Source organism: Pradoshia sp. Z4_20, assembly GCF_058216035.1.
Map to the genome: position 1 here is coordinate 93,444 of NZ_JBZAJD010000004.1, position 16,212 is coordinate 109,655.

15 protein-coding genes and 2 riboswitches are annotated in these 16,212 nt (G+C 38.3%); of the genes, 1 reads left to right on the forward strand and 14 read right to left on the reverse strand.

Annotation, left to right across the window (positions count from 1 at the left end):
• Window positions 1-126 precede the first annotated feature (126 nt).
• Window positions 127-2,730: a bifunctional acetaldehyde-CoA/alcohol dehydrogenase gene (gene adhE / locus AC4BHP_RS11890; RefSeq protein ID WP_066106514.1), complete on the reverse strand. Its 2,604-nt coding sequence runs from the start codon at window positions 2,728-2,730 to the stop codon at window positions 127-129.
• Window positions 2,731-3,092: 362 nt separating this feature from the next.
• On the opposite strand from adhE, the gene AC4BHP_RS11895 reads away from it, so the two are divergent.
• Window positions 3,093-3,398, forward strand: coding sequence for a c-type cytochrome (locus AC4BHP_RS11895; protein ID WP_490552409.1), 306 nt, complete (start codon window positions 3,093-3,095; stop codon window positions 3,396-3,398).
• 98 nt (window positions 3,399-3,496) lie between these two features.
• Here AC4BHP_RS11895 and AC4BHP_RS11900 read toward each other — a convergent pair whose 3' ends face one another.
• From AC4BHP_RS11900 to AC4BHP_RS11960, 13 genes are all read right to left on the reverse strand, one after another.
• The gene (locus AC4BHP_RS11900) at window positions 3,497-4,378 is read right to left on the reverse strand and encodes a mechanosensitive ion channel family protein (protein ID WP_148630705.1); all 882 of its coding nucleotides are present in this window, start codon (window positions 4,376-4,378) and stop codon (window positions 3,497-3,499) included.
• 391 nt (window positions 4,379-4,769) lie between these two features.
• A complete protein-coding gene (gene sufB / locus AC4BHP_RS11905; protein ID WP_066106507.1) occupies window positions 4,770-6,167 on the reverse strand; it encodes a Fe-S cluster assembly protein SufB in 1,398 nt (465 codons plus the stop codon).
• 63 nt (window positions 6,168-6,230) lie between these two features.
• Window positions 6,231-6,665: a Fe-S cluster assembly sulfur transfer protein SufU gene (gene sufU, locus AC4BHP_RS11910; protein ID WP_066106504.1), complete on the reverse strand. Its 435-nt coding sequence runs from the start codon at window positions 6,663-6,665 to the stop codon at window positions 6,231-6,233.
• Complete coding sequence (locus AC4BHP_RS11915) at window positions 6,655-7,884, reverse strand: cysteine desulfurase (protein ID WP_490552413.1); 1,230 nt, start codon at window positions 7,882-7,884, stop codon at window positions 6,655-6,657. Before AC4BHP_RS11915 ends, sufU begins: the two co-directional genes overlap by 11 nt.
• Window positions 7,884-9,188, reverse strand: coding sequence for a Fe-S cluster assembly protein SufD (gene sufD / locus AC4BHP_RS11920; RefSeq protein ID WP_066106498.1), 1,305 nt, complete (start codon window positions 9,186-9,188; stop codon window positions 7,884-7,886). Before sufD ends, AC4BHP_RS11915 begins: the two co-directional genes overlap by 1 nt.
• A gap of 17 nt (window positions 9,189-9,205) precedes the next feature.
• Window positions 9,206-9,991: a Fe-S cluster assembly ATPase SufC gene (gene sufC / locus AC4BHP_RS11925; RefSeq protein WP_066106490.1), complete on the reverse strand. Its 786-nt coding sequence runs from the start codon at window positions 9,989-9,991 to the stop codon at window positions 9,206-9,208.
• A 359-nt stretch (window positions 9,992-10,350) separates the two neighbouring features.
• Window positions 10,351-10,503: a YuzK family famiily protein gene (locus AC4BHP_RS11930; RefSeq protein WP_490552416.1), complete on the reverse strand. Its 153-nt coding sequence runs from the start codon at window positions 10,501-10,503 to the stop codon at window positions 10,351-10,353.
• Window positions 10,504-10,785: 282 nt separating this feature from the next.
• Window positions 10,786-11,619 carry a MetQ/NlpA family ABC transporter substrate-binding protein gene (locus AC4BHP_RS11935; protein WP_066106487.1) on the reverse strand — a complete coding sequence of 278 codons (834 nt, stop codon included), beginning with the start codon at window positions 11,617-11,619 and terminating at the stop codon, window positions 10,786-10,788.
• Between the two features lie 13 nt (window positions 11,620-11,632).
• A complete protein-coding gene (locus tag AC4BHP_RS11940) occupies window positions 11,633-12,301 on the reverse strand; it encodes a methionine ABC transporter permease (RefSeq protein ID WP_066106484.1) in 669 nt (222 codons plus the stop codon).
• Window positions 12,298-13,329, reverse strand: a complete 1,032-nt coding sequence (locus AC4BHP_RS11945; protein ID WP_066106481.1) for a methionine ABC transporter ATP-binding protein — start codon at window positions 13,327-13,329, stop codon at window positions 12,298-12,300. Before AC4BHP_RS11945 ends, AC4BHP_RS11940 begins: the two co-directional genes overlap by 4 nt.
• Before the next feature lie 113 nt (window positions 13,330-13,442).
• Window positions 13,443-13,554, reverse strand: a riboswitch (SAM riboswitch).
• A gap of 94 nt (window positions 13,555-13,648) precedes the next feature.
• Window positions 13,649-14,968 carry an O-acetylhomoserine aminocarboxypropyltransferase/cysteine synthase family protein gene (locus AC4BHP_RS11950; protein ID WP_066106478.1) on the reverse strand — a complete coding sequence of 440 codons (1,320 nt, stop codon included), beginning with the start codon at window positions 14,966-14,968 and terminating at the stop codon, window positions 13,649-13,651.
• An 86-nt stretch (window positions 14,969-15,054) separates the two neighbouring features.
• Window positions 15,055-15,159, reverse strand: a riboswitch (SAM riboswitch).
• A gap of 277 nt (window positions 15,160-15,436) precedes the next feature.
• Window positions 15,437-15,718 carry a thioredoxin family protein gene (locus tag AC4BHP_RS11955; protein ID WP_140461729.1) on the reverse strand — a complete coding sequence of 94 codons (282 nt, stop codon included), beginning with the start codon at window positions 15,716-15,718 and terminating at the stop codon, window positions 15,437-15,439.
• On the reverse strand, window positions 15,693-16,088 hold the full coding sequence (locus AC4BHP_RS11960; RefSeq protein WP_490552420.1) for a toprim domain-containing protein: 396 nt from the start codon (window positions 16,086-16,088) through the stop codon (window positions 15,693-15,695). Before AC4BHP_RS11960 ends, AC4BHP_RS11955 begins: the two co-directional genes overlap by 26 nt.
• Window positions 16,089-16,212 lie beyond the last annotated feature (124 nt).

A 16,212-nucleotide genomic window follows, 5' to 3' on the forward strand; every position in this document is an offset into this window, starting at 1 on the left:
CTACGTCATATAATAGCATATGAATACAGATCCTTGGTGATTGGTGCTCCTTTGTTTTGGAGGACTACATTTAATCCTATATACAAAAAAGACGGCACATTTCATGCCGTCTTTTTTACCAGATAATTAAACTCCTTTGTACGCTTCTCTTAAGATTTCTTCCAGTTCACTGATTAGAGGTAATTTTGGATTGGCAGTTGTACATTGGTCTTCAAATGCACGCTCTGCTAATATTTTTACATTTTCCTCAAATCTTTCTTGAGTTATTCCTTGTCCTTTAATGCTCATATCGATTTCCAATGATTTACCCAGCTCAGTGACAGCCTCTATTAATGACTGAACCCCTTCTTCAGTTGTGCTTGCAGGTAGTCCCAGTATTCTGGCTATTTGAGCATATCGCTCATCCGCACAGTAGTATTCATATTTAGGGAAGAGCGCATGTTTTCTTGGACGAATGGCATTGTAACGAATAACATGCGGCATAAGAATTGCATTAGAGCGGCCATGCGGGATATGGAATTCAGCTCCAATCTTATGTGCTAGGCTGTGATTAATACCCAGGAAGGCATTGGAGAAGGCCATCCCTGCCATACAGGATGCATTATGCATTTTCTCACGAGCTTCCTCATTCGCTCCGTCATGGTACGCTGTTTTTAAATTATTAAAGACTAGTTCAATAGCTTTTAAGGCTAAACCATCTGTATAATCATTTGCCATTACAGACACATAAGCCTCAATGGCATGTGTTAAAACGTCCATCCCTGTATCAGCTGTGATATTTTTAGGAACAGTCATGACAAACTGGGAATCCAGGATTGCTACATCCGGTGTTAAGGCATAGTCAGCTAGCGGATACTTTACATTCGTTTCTTTATCCGTAATAACCGCAAATGGCGTTACTTCAGAACCAGTACCGGAAGTGGTCGGGATGGCAACAAATTGGGCTTTTTCACCTAAGTCAGGATATTTATACGTACGTTTCCTGATATCAATGAATTTTTGTTTAATGTTAAAGAATGATGTTTCCGGTTGTTCATAGAATAACCACATGCCCTTCGCTGCATCCAGCGCAGAACCACCGCCCAGAGCGACAATTACATCCGGCTCAAAGCTATGCATTAATTTAGCACCCTTGAATACTGTTTCATCAGATGGATCCGGTTCAACATCCGCAAACATTTCGATTGCTTCAATCCCTTTATTTTTCCATAAATATTCTTTAACAATATCAACATAACCAAGGCTTACCATGCCTGGATCCGTTACAATAAAGGCACGTTTGATTCTTCTCATTTTTGCTAGATACTGTGTGGAATACTTCTCAAAATAAATTTTTGGCGGCAATTTAAACCATTGCATATTATTACGACGCTGTGTCATCATCTTCACGTTAATCAAGTGAGTAGCTGATACATTTTCAGAAACTGAGTTATTTCCATAAGAGCCACAACCAAGTGTTAAAGATGGAATGAAGGCATTATAGATGTCACCAATTCCTCCTTGAGCAGATGGGGAATTTACAATAATACGACATGCTTTCATTTTTATTCCGTATTCCCGTTGGATTTGTTCATTGGTGCTATGAATAACGGCCGAGTGTCCAAGACCACCTAAGTTCAGCATATCCATACATGCACCAAAGCCCTCTTCCGTAGATTTAACACGGATACACGCCAATACCGGACTTAATTTTTCACGAGATAAAGGATATTGTGGACCTGCACCATCAATTTCGGCAATTATTATTTTGGTATGCTCAGGTACTTTAATTCCAGCCATTTCAGCTATCTCATTAGCAGATTTTCCAACAATATGAGCATTAACGGCACATGATTTTTCATCAATAACAAGACGTTCAAGTTTCTTTAATTCTTTATCATTTACAAAATAGCAGTTATTTTTTATAAACTCTTGTTTAACTTCTTCATAGATCTGATCATCTACAATAATAGCTTGCTCAGAGGCACAGATCATGCCGTTATCAAAAGACTTCGATAAAATAACATCATTGACTGCACGTTTTACTTTAGCTGACTTTTCAATATAACAAGGTACGTTACCAGGACCTACACCGAGTGCCGGCTTACCTGTAGAATAAGCTGATTTAACCATTCCTGCTCCGCCTGTCGCAAGCACTAATGCGATATCTTTATGATTCATTAATTGCTTTGTAGCTTCAATGGATGGGTGCTCAATCCATTGAATACATCCTTTAGGAGCACCTGCAGCTACGGCAGCATCATGCAGGACTTGCGCCGCCTTCTTGGAGCATTCTTGTGCTGATGGATGGAAAGCAAATATAATTGGGTTACGTGTCTTAATAGATATTAAAGCTTTAAACATAGTAGTCGAAGTAGGATTCGTAACTGGTGTGACACCTGCAACAATTCCGACAGGCTCTGCAATCTCCATGACACCTGTTTGTTGATCTTCACGAATGACACCAACCGTTTTATCGTATTTAATACTGTGCCAAATATATTCCGTTGCAAACATGTTTTTAGTACATTTATCTTCGTAAATCCCTCTGCCAGTCTCTTCCACCGCCATTTTAGCTAAAAGCATGTGTTGATCAAGACCGGCAATTGCCATTTGATGAACAATCTCATCGATTTTTTCTTGATCAAATGTCTCAAATGTACGCAGGGCCGATTTTCCATTTTCGATTAACTCTTCAATCATCTCAGATACCTTAAGGACTTCTTCTATTTTTTCTTCTTTAACAGCCATTTCAATTTCCTCCTTATAGAAAACTTAGCATTGGTCGTAAATAGTCCCACAGGGATAAAATACGTCCCTATTAGTGAAAAAAATTACTGAACATCCTATCTGACAATTTAATTTTATCAGATTATTTAAAATCAGTCTGTAAACAATTTGTGAACACCTTCACCTTACAGATTGTGAAATACCTCACATACTTATTATATGCCTGCTTTATGTATTTGTCTAACTGTAGTCATTATTTTTTGAATTTAAGTCCTTTGTCATAGATCCACTTCTATCGGATTAACAGAGAAGTCTTTATATTGACAAAATAATAAACTCAAGTAAAGTAATTCTTAAATAGAACTGAAGGGAGAATGATTCCTATGTACAATAAAGCCCTCTTACTGGCAGGCTTAGTTTTTTCTTTAACTGCATGCTCTTCTGGTAATGAAGAAGAATCGCAAAAACCACTAACAGAAGAAGAAAAAATATATGCCAATAACTGTGCTTCCTGCCATGGCAATGCTTTAGAAGGCTATGCCGGACCAAAGCTTGAGGATATCGGAAATAGTATGAGTAAGGATGAAATCCTGGATATAATCAATAACGGTGCGAAAGGAATGCCTGCAGGAATAATCAAAGGCGAGGATGCAGAGAAAGTTGCTGCATGGCTTGCTGAGAAAAAGTAGAATAGAGATTTAAAGAGAGATATGGAATCAATGGTTTATGGTTTAATGAAAATTAAACAGCACTAAGAAATGCCGTTACCACTACGTAACGGCATTTCTTAGTGTTCTATATAATCCTTTTGTCTATCTTGTACGGCAAATTGTTGCGATGCTAAACCAATACGATTTTCATACATTTTCTGCGCCATAACTTTCTTAGCCATTTGAGCTGCTTCCATATAGTACTCATCGCTTACTGTAGCTTTGATTGAAAATCGTAAGCCATACGGACTGCTATCTAATGAAGATAAGCCATGAACTTGATAGGGTTCGAGATATTCTCCTTTTAAATCAGTTTTGAGATAATGGATTTGCTTTTGGTTGAGTTCATCACATACCTCAGCAAGTAACTCTTCTATTTTTGCAGGATTCTCTTGGAAACTAACAATTACGCTCTCAAAAATTCTTCTCCTTTCAACATTTCCGTTTTCTACTTTGCGAATTTCACCATTTGGAACTGTCATTAGTTTTCCGTTAAGTAATCGGATTTTCACCACTCTAAATCCCATATCCTCTACTGTCCCACCATCTATTTCCCCATTTACGTGGACAAAATCCCCTCGCTGAAATTGTTTTTCGAATATCATAAAAAACCCTGCCAGAAGATCAGTCATAATTTTTTGGGCACCCAGTCCAACTACAATTCCTACCACTCCGCCGGCAACCAGTATATTTTTGATATCCACGAAGGGTTTAATCATGGCAAGAATAATAATAAAGAAACCCAAATAATTAGACGTGTTGCGTACTACAGATTCAATTGTTTGTTCCTTTTTCTCAATCAAAAAATTTGTATGCTTAAAGAACTTGTGAAGAATAAACCTGACGAGATAAATCAAAGCATAGGTGATGATAAAAGTGTATAGGATTGTTAATCCATAACTTTTGAGTTGAGGCCAATCAATGCTGATATAACTTTGTAACCTGTTAATAAAGTCCATATCTATCCTCCCTAATTATAAAAACAATATAAGGATTACTAAATACTACTAAATATTCTGTTATTATCCAAGTGTTATTGTTTAATAAAATCTATTAGACCTATTTAAATAAAATAGAGGCAGATGCTATGGAGTCTAAATTATATGGTTCATGGCTAATATAAGTTGCATTGCTTATTCTTCCTTCGGTAAAGATGGGGCATAGCCGCGTCATAGGTGGCTTCCTCCACCTTTCACACATCCTGCACCTTTACCCCGGTATAGGTGGAGGTGGGGCATAGCTACGCCATAGGTAGGGTATAGGTGATTCCCCTTCAACTTTGGAGACGATAAAAAAAGAATCCGAAAATAAATTCGGATTCTTAATATAGTGGAAAGAGTTGTCTCAGTATTAACCGATAGAACCTTCCATCTCAAATTTAATTAATCTGTTCATTTCAACTGCATATTCCATTGGAAGTTCTTTTGTGAACGGTTCAATGAATCCCATAACGATCATTTCTGTTGCTTCCTGTTCTGAGATACCGCGGCTCATTAAATAGAAGAGCTGCTCTTCAGATACTTTGGAAACCTTCGCTTCATGCTCAAGTGAGATATTATCATTGTGGATTTCATTGTATGGAATCGTATCAGAAGTTGATTGATTATCCATAATGAGTGTATCACACTCGATATTAGAGCGTGCTCCATCAGCCCTTTTACCAAAGTGCACAACCCCACGATAGCTCACTTTACCGCCATGCTGAGAAATTGACTTAGATACAATCGTAGAAGATGTATTTGGAGCTAAGTGGATCATTTTAGCGCCTGCATCCTGGTGTTGACCTTTACCTGCAATAGCAATGGAAAGCGTCATACCACGGGCACCCTCACCGCGTAAAATACAAGCTGGATATTTCATGGTAAGCTTGGAGCCGATGTTTCCATCTACCCATTCCATTGTACCGTGAGCATCTACTACTGTACGTTTAGTAACAAGGTTATATACATTGTTTGCCCAGTTTTGGATTGTTGTGTAACGGCAATAAGCATTTTCTTTAACAATGATTTCAACAACAGCACTGTGAAGTGAATTTGTTGTATAAACAGGAGCCGTACAGCCTTCTACATAATGTACGGACGCATCTTTATCAACGATGATTAAAGTACGCTCAAACTGACCCATGTTTTCAGAGTTAATACGGAAATATGCTTGCAATGGTGTATCTACTTTAATACCTGGTGGGACATAGATAAATGATCCGCCAGACCAAACTGCAGAGTTCAATGCAGCAAATTTATTATCAGATGGCGGAATTACTTTAGCAAAGTGTTCACGGAAAAGGTCTTCATTTTCACGTAAAGCGGAATCTGTATCTTTGAATACGATTCCCATTGCTTCTAAGTCTTCCTTCATGTTATGGTACACAACTTCAGATTCGTATTGAGCTGATACACCGGCTAGGTATTTTTGTTCAGCTTCAGGAATACCAAGTTTGTCAAATGTACGTTTAATTTCCTCAGGAACTTCATCCCATGATTTCTCGGACTTCTCAGATGGTTTTACATAATACGTAATCTCATCAAAGTTTAAATCTGAAAGATTGCCTCCCCATTGTGGCATTGGCATGTTATAAAAATGTTCAAGAGACTTCAAGCGGAAGTCAAGCATCCATTGTGGTTCGTTCTTCATACGAGAGATTTCTTCAACAATCCCTTTAGTTAAACCGCGTTTAGAACGAAAGATGGAAACGTCCTTATCATGAAAGCCATATTTATAATCACCGATATCAGGCATTTTTTTAGCCATCGATCGCTTCCTCCTTCTTACTTAGTTCTAGCTGTTTTTCACTCTCAGCTAAAACATGTCATTTTAGTTTTCGTTAAGCCCTTTTTCCATAGCTTTCCAAGCAAGTGTCGCACACTTAATACGTGCTGGAAATTTACTCACACCTTGAAGGGCCTCTATATCACCAAGATCAAGATCGCCTTCGTCATATTCCTTGCCCTGTATCATGTTCGAAAATATACCAGCAAGCTTTAATGCTTCCTCACTGCTTTTGCCTTTGACGATTTGAGTCATCATGGAAGCTGATGACATAGAGATGGAACAACCTTCTCCATCAAACTTTGCATCTTGCACAATACCATCCTCTACTTTAAGTGTAAGATGAATACGATCTCCACAAGTAGGGTTATTCATATCTATCACAAGACTGCCGTCTTCCAGGCTTCCTTTATTTCGTGGATTTTTATAGTGATCCATGATCACTTGCCTGTAAAGGGTATCTAAATTATTAGAAGCCATTACTGAAATACTCCTTTGTTTTAACGAGTCCTTCGACTAAACGGTCGATATCTTGTTCTGTATTATATACATAAAAACTTGCTCTCGCCGTAGACGAAGCTTTTAACCATTTCATAAGCGGTTGTGCACAGTGATGCCCGGCACGAATAGCTATTCCATCTGTATCCAGAACGGTAGCGACATCATGCGGATGAACATCCTCAAGGTTAAAAGTTACTACACCAGCTCTTGATTCCGGATTTTTAGGTCCATAGATTTGGAGCCCCTCTATACTTGATAATTTATCAAGTGCATAAGCAGCAAGCTTATGCTCATGCGCCTCTACATTATCAAGACCAATCTCATTCAAGAAATCAATTGCAGCTCCAAGTCCAATGGCACCTGCAATGATTGGAGTACCGCCTTCAAATTTCCAAGGCAGCTCTTTCCATGTAGAATCCTGCAATCCCACAAAATCAATCATCTCTCCGCCAAATTCGATTGGTTCCATATTCTCGAGGTATTCCTTTTTCCCGTACATGACACCAATGCCAGTTGGTCCACACATTTTATGTGCAGAAAAGGCAAAGAAATCACAGTCAAGATCCTGAACATCCACTTTCAAATGCGGAGTGCTTTGCGCACCATCTACAACCATTACTGCTCCATTTTCATGGGCAATTTTCGCAATTTCTTTAACCGGATTGATGACACCAAGCACATTCGATACGTGCATAACTGAAACGATTTTCGTGTTTGAAGTAATCACTTCTTTGACTGTTTCAAGTGAAATAGTACCGTCTTCTCCAAGCGGGATATATTTCAATGTCGCACCGGTTGCTTTAGCTACTTGCTGCCATGGAATGATATTACTATGATGTTCCATCATACTGATAACAATTTCATCACCAGCTTTTAGGTTAGCTTTCCCGTAGCTGGCAGCAATTGTATTAATCGAAGTCGTTGTCCCTCTTGTAAAGACAACTTCTTCGATGGATTTCGCATTAATGAACTTTCTTACCTTTTCACGTGCTCCCTCATAAGCATCCGTGGCCATCGTTCCAAGTGTGTGAACACCACGGTGTACATTAGAGTTATACCGCTTGTAATACTCATCAATAGTCTGAATAACGGATGCTGGCTTCTGCGAAGTTGCGGCACTGTCCAGATATACTAATGAATGACCATTGACTTTCTCATTTAAAATTGGGAAAAGTTCTTTAATATTCGTTGGAATCATTATTTAACTTTCCTTTCAATTACCTCAGTCAACTGCTTTTTAACAGCTTCAACAGGTAATTGATTTACTACTGGGGCAAGGAACCCATGGATAATTAAACGTTCTGCTTCTGTTTTACTGATCCCTCTGCTCATTAAATAATAAAGCTGAATTGGATCCACACGGCCTACAGAAGCTGCGTGTCCAGCTGTTACATCATCTTCATCAATTAACAGAATAGGGTTTGCATCCCCACGTGCTTTCGGACTAAGCATTAATACTCTGGATTCCTGTACAGCATCAGCTTTAGTGGCACCATGTTCAATCTTACCGATACCATTAAAAATGGAGGATGCTTCATCCTTCATAACACCGTGCTTCAGGATATATCCATTTGAGTTTTTACCAAAATGAACAACTTTAGTTGTAAAGTTTTGAGTTTGTTTACCAGTACCAACCACTACTGTTTTAGTATCACCATATGAACCATTACCATGTAGGTTTGTAATATTCTCTGAAATAGTATTACCATCGTTCATTAAGCCCAATGCCCATTCCACTCGTCCATCATTTCCTACATATGCATTACGGTTTACATAGGTTTTCATATCTTTAGATAATGTATCAACTGCACCATATTTAACGACCGCATTGTTGCCGACGATAACCTCAGAAATGATATTTCCAATAGTCTCTTTGCCGTCAACCAATGAAATATAGTTTTCAACGTACGTTACGGAGCTGCTCTCTTCAGCAACAACAAGTACGTGATTATATAATTCAGTCTCAGCATTATCAATCATGAAGATAGCCTGGATGGGTTCTTCAATAACCACGTTGCGTGGGATATAAAGAAAAGCTCCACCATTAAAGAGTGCTGCATGTAAAGCTGTAAGCTTATTCGTTTTTACAGGAACACTTGTAGTCATGAAGTATTTTTGCAAAAGTTCAGGATGTTCTTTAGCAGCAGTCCTGATATCTGTAAAAATAACACCTTTATCTTTAAGTTCCTGAGATACTGTCAAATAAGCAGCTGTATTGTTTCGTTGTACATACAAACTTCTGTTCTCATCAGGATTGATCAGCTTTTTCACGTCTTCAGCAAGTTCATCAATAGATGTAAATGTCTCGCTTGTAACGGAGTTCACTTTCATATCCTCTAATTGCCATTTATCAATCTTCGTTTTATCAGGTCTCGGCATAGGTAGCTCAGCTGAGGCAGAAAGGGCGTCTAAACGGAAGCTTTCAAGCCAGGCAGGCTCACTATGTGCTTTTGAAAAAGATGATACAACATCTTTTTCGAGTAATGTAGTTTCGATTGTCATAACGATCCTCCTATTGCTTATGCTTCAATTCCTACTGTTTCGTCTTCAATACCTAATTCTTTTTTAATCCAGTCATATCCTTCTGCTTCTAAGCGTTGCGCTAGTTCTGCTCCACCGGATTTCACGATTTTACCTTGCATCATTACGTGAACATAATCTGGAGTAATGTAGTTCAATAAGCGTTGATAGTGAGTAATCATTAGGCAGCCAAAATCTTCGTTTCTCATTTGGTTGATTCCTTTGGAAACAACTTTCAGCGCATCAATATCTAAACCGGAGTCGATTTCATCAAGAATCGCAATGGCTGGTTGCAGCATTAATAATTGAAGGATTTCATTACGTTTCTTTTCACCGCCGGAAAAGCCTTCATTTAAATAACGTTGAGCCATATCTTGATCCATTTCTAATAGATCCATTTTTTTATCCATTTCTTTAATGAATTTCATTAAGGAAATTTCGTCTCCTTCTTCACGTTTACTGTTAATAGCAGAACGCATGAAGTCGGCATTAGTAACCCCAGTAATTTCACTTGGGTATTGCATTGCTAAAAATAGACCGGCACGAGCACGTTCGTCAACTTCCATTTCAAGAACATCTTCACCGTCCATTGTGATGGAACCACTTGTTACTTCATATTTTGGGTGACCCATGATAGCAGATGACAATGTAGATTTTCCTGTACCATTTGGCCCCATAATTGCATGGATTTCTCCACCTTTAACTTCAAGGTTTACCCCTTTAAGAATCTCTTTACCTTCTATTGAAACATGTAAATCTTTAATTGTAAGAACTGAACCAGCCATTCTTATACCTCCAATATATAGTCATCTAAAGTTTTAGATTATTTCTATTCTCAATTTATTCTCATTACAATCTTATAACAAATCAAATCTAGATTCAACTTTTTGAAACGAGAAAATTACATAAAATGGACATAATATTTTAACATAATACTTAGCTTTACTGACATTATAATGTTAATTTTCACGAAAGAAAAGAACCAGCATGATCTTTACCAACCACCCTGATTTTAAAGACGGCAGTAACATTTTTGCACTAATTGAAAACATAAAAACAGGTAGAAGGAGAAATTGATTTTTCTTCCGCTACCTGTTTTTATGATTATCACTTTTAGAATTATTCACTTTATCACTTGATTCATTTACCCATGTACTCTTCTATTCACATCATTTAAGATTTGATTACTCTTCATATAACTACGTTCACGCTTCTCTTCTACTTTCATACGCACTTCAAGATTCTGACTGTAAACTTCATAGCCAACTCCATGTGACTGCCTCATCGCTTTTTCCATTTCATCTGTTACTCTAAGCTGTAACTGATTGTCAAAGATAATGAATCATTCCTTTCCATTTATTATAATAAGGGTATCACTTTGCAGAAGAACCCTCAAAGTCTATATACCACACTGAGCACATCTTAAAAGTGATATTGCGTATTTCTTCTAGGAAATCCTTGATTATCCTGAAAAATAATACCAGAGAAGAAAATAATTCATTGGAAAAGCATCTTATAATACACCTATTATATGATAAAAAAGGTGCAGCTAAATGAATAGCTGCACCTTTTTTGTCTATTATTTATTTGATGGGATAACGGACCCTTTGTAGTTTTCATTAATGAAATCCTGGATATCTTTAGAATGAAGAACTTCAACCAATGTTTTAATTTCTTCCTTATTCTTATCCTCAGATCTAACAGCAATAATGTTTACGTATGGATTATTATCAGCACTTTCCAATGCAATCGCATCCTCAGCTGGTACAAGATCCGCTTCAATGGCATAGTTGGAATTAATCAGTACTGCATCGCCTTCATCATTATTGTAAACCTGCGTAAGCATAGGTGCTTCAATATCCGTTTTAAACTTTAAATTCTTCGGATTTTCCGCAATATCATCCACAGTTGCTTTAGTTTTATCAATGCCTTCTTTTAGCTTTATTAAGCCTTCTGTTTCCAGCATAGATAACATACGTCCATGATCAGCTACTGAGCTGCTCATAATGATGCTTGCGCCTTTTGGTAGGTCATCCAGGCTGTCGTATTTTTTAGAATAAACACCAATCGGTTCAATATGGATTCCGCCTGCATTGGCGAAATCATACCCATTATCCTTCACTTGACTCTCAAAATAAGGGATGTGTTGGAAATAGTTAGCGTCAATTGAGCCATCTTCCAATGCTTTATTCGGCATTACATAGTCTGTAAATACTTCAACTTCAAGTTTAATACCTTTTTCTTCAAGAAGAGTTGCTGCTTCTTCCAATATTTCTGCATGTGGAACATTTGATGCGCCAATTTTAATCGTTTTTAGTTCTTTGTCCCCGGAATTGGATTCATCTCCTGATCCACCGCAGGCTGCCAATAATAGGGTTAATCCTAAAACAAGTATGAACGATAACTTTTTCACTTTGGTTTCCTCCCTAGCGCTTATCTAATTTTCTTGTTATAAAATCTCCAATAAATTGGAGAATAAACACAATAATCAATACTAAAATAGTAGCAACAATCGTGACATCTGTCTGTCCGCGGCTAAACCCTTCCAAATAGGCAAGGTTTCCAAGTCCGCCCGCACCAATCATACCTGCCATCGCTGTATAACCTACAAGCGCAATTGCCGTAACTGTGATACCAGAAACAAGTGCAGGCAGAGATTCAGGAATTAGCACCTTCCATATGATTGTAAAGGAAGTGGCCCCCATCGATCTTGCTGCTTCGATTACACCTTTATCAATTTCACGCAATCCAATCTCAACCATTCGCGCATAGAATGGAGCAGCACCTATAATTAAAGCTGGCAAAGCCGCATTGACACCGATAATACTTCCTACTAATGCCTTTGTGAAAGGAATTAACAACACGATTAGAATAATGAATGGAATGGAACGGAATATGTTAACGAAAGCACCTACAATTCCGTAAATCACTTTGTTTTCCCACATATTCCCCTTTGAGGTCAAGAATAATAGCAGACCCAATATAATTCCAAGGAAAAAAGTTGCGATTAATGAGACACCTGTCATATACAAGGTTTCCCATGTCTTTTCATAAATTCGTTCCCAAACTACATTTGGTAATAATGTTTCCATTATTCTGAAATCACCTCCACACCAATTTCCTGATTGTGGAGATAGTCAATCGCTTTCGCCACTTCAGCAGCATCACCGTCTACATGAATAAATAACGTTCCATAGGACCCGTGCTGAGTCTGCGAAATTTTACCCTGTAATATGTTTACATTGATTTTGTAAGAGCGGATAACCTCTGATAAAACAGGGGTTTCAGCTGATTCGCCAATAAAGGATAATTGTACAACTTTCCCCGTCGGATATTCAGCAAGCAAATGCTCAATCGTCTCTTTCGTTTCTTCTGGCTCAGTCACTTGCTGTACAAATCGTTTAGTAATCGGAGCATTTGGTTTTTTAAATACATCAAGTACTTTTCCGCTCTCGACCACTTTCCCCATCTCCATCACAGCAACGCGATGACAGATTTTACGAATAACATGCATTTCATGTGTAATTAATACGATTGTCAAGCCAAGTCTTTTATTTATATCAACGAGCAAATCCAAAATATCGTCTGTAGTCTGAGGATCAAGTGCTGATGTCGCCTCGTCACAAAGAAGAACCTGTGGATTGTTCGCTAATGCGCGCGCTATACCGACCCGCTGCTTCTGACCGCCGCTCAACTGAGATGGATAAGCATTTTCACGGCCATCTAATCCTACCAGACTTACAAGTTCCTTCACTCTTTCTTTACGTACCTTGCTTGGTACGCCCGCAATTTCTAAAGGAAACTCTATATTTTCGCTGACTGTCCTTGACCAGAGGAGATTAAAGTGTTGAAAAATCATACTTATTTCCATTCTGGCTTTTCTTAATTCAGCGCCTTTTATAGCAGCCATATCTTTGCCTGCCACCAAGACACTGCCTTCTGTTGGCTTCTCTAAACCGTTCAGCATTCTAATGAGGGTACTTTTTCCCGCACCGCTGTACCCAATAATTCCAAAGATCTCGCCTTTTTCAATAGATAATGAGACTTGATCCACTGCTTTGACAGCTGATGAACGTTTAAATGTTCCTGAGAAGGTCTTCGATACATCACGTAATGTAATCATGAAAAGTTCACCTGCTCTTTCTATCAACCTATAATTAAAGAATAACTTCAGTTAAACAAAAATGCCTTTCTGCGGAGGCAGAAAGGCATGATTTATTTATAACATGTTCCTTTCTCTCATCTCCCAGGATTTATTATCCTGTGTGAATTGGCACCTTTTCAATCATAAATGATTGCCGGTTGCCGGGCGTCAAAGGGCACTTCCCTCGGCCTCTCTTGATAAGAGTACTTAAACTATTCAATTAAATCTAACTGTCTGCTATCCTATCATGTTGAAGAAAGAACTGTCAACACCAAAGTCTGCATAGCATGTTCAATATTTATTTCACAACCACCTCAGTGGAAGCTATACCTGTTGCTTTTTCAATCGCAAGCTCCAATTCTTCAATTAGATCTTCTGCATGTTCAATTCCAACAGACAGTCTGATTAAATCCTCCTGTACACCTGATGCTTTTAATCCCTCTTCACTTAGTTGCTGATGAGTCGTGCTTGCCGGATGGATAATTAGGCTCTTTGCATCTCCCACATTGGCCACATGGGACCACAGTTCAACGGAATCAATCAGTTTTTTACCTGCCTCACGTCCACCCTTTATTCCAAAAACAACGACTGCTCCAGCACCTTTGGGTAAATATTTCTTCGTTTTTTCGTAATCAGGGTGATCTGAATCTCCTGGATACAAGACCCACGATACAGCCGGATGCTGTTTTAAATAGTCAACTATTAATCTCGTATTGGCTACATGCTCCTTCATCCTCACATGCAGAGTTTCCAATCCGAGAATAAATTGAAAGGCATTGTACGGGCTTAAGGAAGGACCTAAATCTCTCAACAGCTGAACTCTGGCCTTCACAATAAATGCTGCTGCACCAATTGCTTCACTGTAAATCAGATCATGATAGCTTGGATCGGGTTCAGTAAAGCCCGGAAATTTAGATGAATTCCAGTCAAACTTCCCTCCATCGACTATGACCCCGCCTAATGTGGTTCCATTTCCAAGCAGCCATTTCGTAGCTGAGTGTACGACGATATCCGCTCCAAACTCAATCGGACGGGATAAATAAGGAGTTGCAAATGTATTATCAATGATTAACGGAATTCCAGCTTCATGAGCAATTTCCGCCACCCGTTCAATATCAAGAACCTGCAGGCTTGGATTTCCAATCGTTTCTCCAAAAATAGCTTTGGTCTTTGATGTAATCGCTTCTCTAAAATTTTCAGTGTCACTTGGATCCACGAACCTTACGTTAATACCATACTTAGGGAGAGTATTGGCAAATAAATTGTAGGTTCCGCCGTATAGAGTGGACGCAGAGATAATTTCATCACCTGCTCCCGCAATATTTAGGATTGAGAGTGTTATAGCTGCAGCACCACTTGATACCGCTAAAGCTCCAATGCCACCTTCTAATTCTGCTATACGTTCTTCGAATACACTTGAAGTTGGATTATGGATTCTAGTATAAATATAGCCAGTTTCAGCTAATCCAAATAAATCCGCAGCATGATCTGTGTCTTTAAATAAATAAGCATTCGTCTGGTAAATCGGCACGCTTCTCGCTCCAGTTACCGAATCCTGCTGCAATCCTCCGTGTATACCTACTGTTTCAAACCGATACTTCTTTTCTTCATTTGCCATTCTACATCTCTCCATTTCATTTTAAATAGAGAAGTGAGTAAATGAAAAAAACCTCTTCACAAGAAGAGGCAGGCATTTTCCATCTCTCCTTATCTCCCGGATTTATATCCGCTGGAATTGGCACCGTGTATTATATAAATACCGGTTGCCGGGCTTCAACGGGCCAGTCCCTCCACCTCTCTTGATAAGAACCAAGTATTAAGTTGTTAAAACTATAGCATATGGAAAAATATGAGTCAACTGATTATTCAGAATTTTTAAATTAAATAACAAGGAGCTTCTTTTACTATAATAAATGCCTCCAGTTAGCCACTTAACAATCGTCTAATCGGTTGAGATTACAGGCTATTATAGAGAATTCTACAAATCAATTAAAACTTCTGACATAGACAGCGTAAAATAGAAACAGCACCTTTAAAAGATTCTAGTTAAATATTCATCGACATATTTCCTGAGAAATAACTGCTCTTACTCTGTAATTCTCTTTAATTGATCAACAAGATAGGGAACTGAGTGGAAGGCATAGATTTTCTCGATTAGCTGGTTATCCTTGATTAAAATGAGGCATGGTACACTTTGAATTTGATATTCTTCTGCAAGTTCCTTAGCATAGTTAAGATTGACTTTTTCCAAAGAGGCATTTGGGAGGACTTCCTTTGCAATATCAAGCATTTTACCTGCTAATTGACATGTTCCGCAAAGAGGAGTAAAAGTATAGATCGCTTTATTTATCGTGGTTTGATTGTTCATTTTTCATTACATCCTTCATTTGTTTTAAAAATTCGGCTTTTACATCTATATTGGCTGCCAAAAGAACCGTTGCTAAATGATATCTTGGCGCATTAGCAACTTCACGGTATGTACGATTAATATATATGTGAGATGCATTTGGCATTTCTCGTCTTAACTGTTTTCTCAGCTTTTCTCCGGATTCATCTGCATCAGCCAAAATATACACGTCTCTCTGTTCAAGTTCGTCTACTAATTCATCCATTTTCGATAGACTGATGGTTCCATTTGTACATCTTATATCGACAGATTCGTTAAGTACAGATTGTATTTTTTGACGGTCGGTAGAACCTTCCACAATAATTACTTTCTCACTTTGAGCATCCTGCATGATTGATCACCTTTTATTAGGAGAGTACGTTCTATGTGATTGGACAATTGCCTTCGTCTTTTTCATTATATGTATCTTACCCTAACATAGTGGAAAGTAACAATTGATCTAAAAACATAATAAA

Excerpts from the sequence above, each read along its gene's own strand:
- sufB (WP_066106507.1), bottom strand. The coding sequence starts at position 6,167 with ATGGCTAAAAAAATGCCTGATATCGGTGATTATAAATATGGCTTTCAT.
- AC4BHP_RS11945 (WP_066106481.1), bottom strand. The coding sequence starts at position 13,329 with ATGATTACATTACGTGATGTATCGAAGACCTTCTCAGGAACATTTAAA.
- AC4BHP_RS11900 (WP_148630705.1), bottom strand. The coding sequence starts at position 4,378 with ATGGACTTTATTAACAGGTTACAAAGTTATATCAGCATTGATTGGCCT.
- adhE (WP_066106514.1), bottom strand. The coding sequence starts at position 2,730 with ATGGCTGTTAAAGAAGAAAAAATAGAAGAAGTCCTTAAGGTATCTGAG.
- sufD (WP_066106498.1), bottom strand. The coding sequence starts at position 9,188 with ATGACAATCGAAACTACATTACTCGAAAAAGATGTTGTATCATCTTTT.
- AC4BHP_RS11955 (WP_140461729.1), bottom strand. The coding sequence starts at position 15,718 with ATGAACAATCAAACCACGATAAATAAAGCGATCTATACTTTTACTCCT.
- AC4BHP_RS11915 (WP_490552413.1), bottom strand. The coding sequence starts at position 7,884 with ATGATTCCAACGAATATTAAAGAACTTTTCCCAATTTTAAATGAGAAA.
- AC4BHP_RS11960 (WP_490552420.1), bottom strand. The coding sequence starts at position 16,088 with ATGCAGGATGCTCAAAGTGAGAAAGTAATTATTGTGGAAGGTTCTACC.
- AC4BHP_RS11930 (WP_490552416.1), bottom strand. The coding sequence starts at position 10,503 with ATGGAAAAAGCGATGAGGCAGTCACATGGAGTTGGCTATGAAGTTTAC.
- AC4BHP_RS11950 (WP_066106478.1), bottom strand. The coding sequence starts at position 14,968 with ATGGCAAATGAAGAAAAGAAGTATCGGTTTGAAACAGTAGGTATACAC.
- sufC (WP_066106490.1), bottom strand. The coding sequence starts at position 9,991 with ATGGCTGGTTCAGTTCTTACAATTAAAGATTTACATGTTTCAATAGAA.
- sufU (WP_066106504.1), bottom strand. The coding sequence starts at position 6,665 with ATGGCTTCTAATAATTTAGATACCCTTTACAGGCAAGTGATCATGGAT.
- AC4BHP_RS11895 (WP_490552409.1), top strand. The coding sequence starts at position 3,093 with ATGTACAATAAAGCCCTCTTACTGGCAGGCTTAGTTTTTTCTTTAACT.